The organism is Stenotrophomonas sp. 2YAF22 (assembly GCF_052114665.1).
GTDB lineage: Bacteria > Pseudomonadota > Gammaproteobacteria > Xanthomonadales > Xanthomonadaceae > Stenotrophomonas > Stenotrophomonas indicatrix.
In genome coordinates this window covers 1-1973 of record NZ_JBFRFE010000713.1, presented here as the reverse complement: position 1 = coordinate 1973, position 1973 = coordinate 1, and the positions used below count along the sequence as shown (strand labels likewise).

The following is a 1973-nucleotide window of genomic DNA, read 5'->3' as shown; positions in this document are numbered from 1 at the left end:
CCATGCCCGACATGTACTCGCCGTTCTTCCTGGCAGGCGTGCTGCGCGCCGAGCGGGTGGACGATGATCTTGCCGGCTCCGCCTACAGCATGGCCGACGCCGAACTGAGGCCTTATGAACCGTAGCGCGAAGCTGCTTGGCGGTGTGCTTGCCGCTGTACTGCTGGCCAGTTGTGGCAGGCCCGCCGTGGACGCCCCACCGCCACAGGCCAGCAATGGCGCTGCGTCGCCGGCGGCGGCGTCTGCAGTGATCGATCGCTGGGACGCGCTGATGCCCGAAGAGGACAGCTTCCAGCGTCCACCGCCGCAGATCGGGCTGTCGCGTGGCAATGGCATGGACGGGGTGGGGGGCTTGATCGACGATACGGGTTCGGGCTCGCTGCCTGGGCAGGCCATCGATCACTCCAGCCCGCTACGCGCGCAGCAGTTCGGCTCGTCGGCGGTGGTCGATGGCGTGGATGGACGGGCGCTGGACCTGGATGGCTATGTGGTGCCGCTGGCGATGAACGACGCCGGGCAGGTGGACGAACTGCTGTTCGTGCCGTTCTATGGCGCGTGCATCCACGTGCCGCCGCCACCGCCGAACCAGATCATCCATGTGACCCTGGCCACCCCCATCACGATGGGCGCGCTGTGGGATCCCTACCGGCTGTCCGGGCGCCTGCAGGTGAAGCACTTCGAGGCGGATATCGCCAGCGCGTCCTATGACGCTGCCGCAGCGACGCTTTCCGCGATCAGCCAATGACGAGCACCCGATGACGAGGCTCCGCGCACGCACCGTCGCGCTGCTGATTGTGGTGCTGCTGGCCGGGAGCGGGGTAGCGCTGCTGTGGAACGCAACGCACGCGCCCTCGCCACCGGTCGTTGCATTTCCCGCACCGGTGGCGGAGGCGCAGGCACGCATCGAACATCACCTGGCTGCCGACAAGGCCTTTCGTGATGACCTGCTGTTCCTGCTGGTGGCGACGCTGCGCGACCGCTGCGAACCAGAGCAGGCGGGAGTGCTGGCGCGCATGGCCAACCGCGCGTCGCTGCCGGTGCTGGCGGCGGTCAGCGCCGTTACCGCGCAGGATGCGAGCCTGGACCGACCGATCTACCAGTACATCCAACACCGCGCCGACGCCACCGGCTGCGGTCAGCCACTGCGCGTGCCGGCGGGCGAAGGCGGCACTATCGAGGTGGACATCGAACAGTACGCGCGCACCTTCCCGGACAGCTATTTCGATCCGCAGCGCAGCAGCGTGCCGCGTGACTTCAGTGGGCGTCCGCTGGCGGAACGCGCCGGCAACGCCTGCAACAGCGTGGTCTATTCAGTGCTGCCGCTGGCAGGGGTCGATTGGCGCTGCAGCACGCTGCGCAGCAACGCCCGCGCCCGGGTGCGTGCGCTGTGCGAAGAGGAGATGCAGCGGCAGCACGGCCATCTGCGTGGCGAGCTGGATGCCGCGGTGGGACACGCCATGCAGGACCCGATAGTGCAGGCGGTCGCTGCATTGCCTGCGGAGTGCAGGTAGGCCCAGGGTCATGAGGCAGGGAGCATTGCGCCTCTCGGCAGCTGAATGGCGTTCGCTGGGACATTCATAACTATACAGGACATCCTGTATAGTTATGGGCGTACTCCTTCCCCATCCAGGTTCCCATGGCTCTCTCCCAGCCCTTGGACGGTGCTCCGTCCCTGTCGCGCGCCCGACGCTGGTCGCTGCTGTTCACCGTCGCCGCCGGCCTGCTGCTGGTCACGCTGGACAACTCGGTGCTGTATACCGCGCTGCCGACCCTGATCGAGGAGCTGTCGGCCAGTGCCGGGCAGGCGCTGTGGATCATCAACGCCTACCCGCTGGTGATGGCCGGCCTGCTGCTGGGGGCGGGCACCCTGGGCGACCGCATCGGCCATCGCCGGATGTTCCTGGTCGGACTGGTGGTGTTCGGCATCGCCTCGTTGGCAGCGGCGTTCTCTGCAACCGCAGGGCAGCTGATCGC

General features: G+C 67.7%; 3 protein-coding genes and 1 pseudogene. All 4 read left to right on the top strand.

Translation table 11 applies throughout. The features are described from left to right. Positions 1–125 (top strand): annotated as a pseudogene (locus tag AB4Y84_RS20300) (DUF3299 domain-containing protein); the annotation flags it as partial. Beyond that, positions 115–744, top strand: coding sequence for a DUF3299 domain-containing protein (locus AB4Y84_RS20295; protein WP_442243658.1), 630 nt, complete (start codon positions 115–117; stop codon positions 742–744). The pseudogene AB4Y84_RS20300 and the gene AB4Y84_RS20295, both read left to right, overlap by 11 nt. A 10-nt stretch (positions 745–754) precedes the next feature. Continuing rightward, a complete protein-coding gene (locus AB4Y84_RS20290; RefSeq protein ID WP_442243657.1) occupies positions 755–1510 on the top strand; it encodes a hypothetical protein in 756 nt (251 codons plus the stop codon). A gap of 125 nt (positions 1511–1635) precedes the next feature. Then, positions 1636–1973 (top strand): MFS transporter (locus AB4Y84_RS20285; RefSeq protein ID WP_442250782.1); only part of this gene is annotated, 338 nt, incomplete at its 3' end.